This is a genomic window from Candidatus Thiosymbion oneisti (assembly GCF_900092655.1).
GTDB lineage: Bacteria > Pseudomonadota > Gammaproteobacteria > Chromatiales > Chromatiaceae > Thiosymbion > Thiosymbion oneisti.
This window is the reverse complement of record NZ_FLUY01001689.1, coordinates 1-446: the sequence shown is the minus strand read 5'-3', so window position 1 is coordinate 446 and position 446 is coordinate 1. Positions and strand designations below refer to the sequence as shown.

At 51.6% G+C, this 446-nt stretch carries 1 protein-coding gene; it reads left to right on the top strand.

From position 1 onward, the window contains the following. Positions 1-335 (top strand): hypothetical protein (locus BQ17_RS22920; protein WP_218068341.1); only part of this gene is annotated, 335 nt, incomplete at its 5' end. Between the last annotated feature and the right edge of the window lie 111 nt (positions 336-446).

Here is a 446-nt window from a genome sequence, read left to right as displayed (position 1 = left end):
CGGCGTGGGAGCAAATCCCGACGCTCCAGCGTCACAATATACTGGCCGCTGGAGCGGCCCAGCTGCGTTCCCACGCTGGAGCGTGGGAACGAGCACAAAAAGGGTACTGTTTTAACTACGAATCACGCGAATCGACGCAAATGTTCCCGCAGGCACAAAACTTTTTTAATCCGCAGATTACGCAGATTTTCGCAGATGAAAAAAAGAACCACGAATGGACACGAATAAACACGAATTATTTTTCTTTAGTTTCATCATCTAGTTCCCACGCTCCGGCGTGGGAACAAATCCCGACGCTCCAGCGTCACAATATACTGGCCGCTGGAGCGGCCTAGCTGCGTTCCCACGCTGGAGCGTGGGAACGAGCACAACACACAACAGCAAAATTTCCTCCACATTGTAGCGTTTGTTCTTTTCTGAACGCGGATCCCGAACCGCCGAAAAGT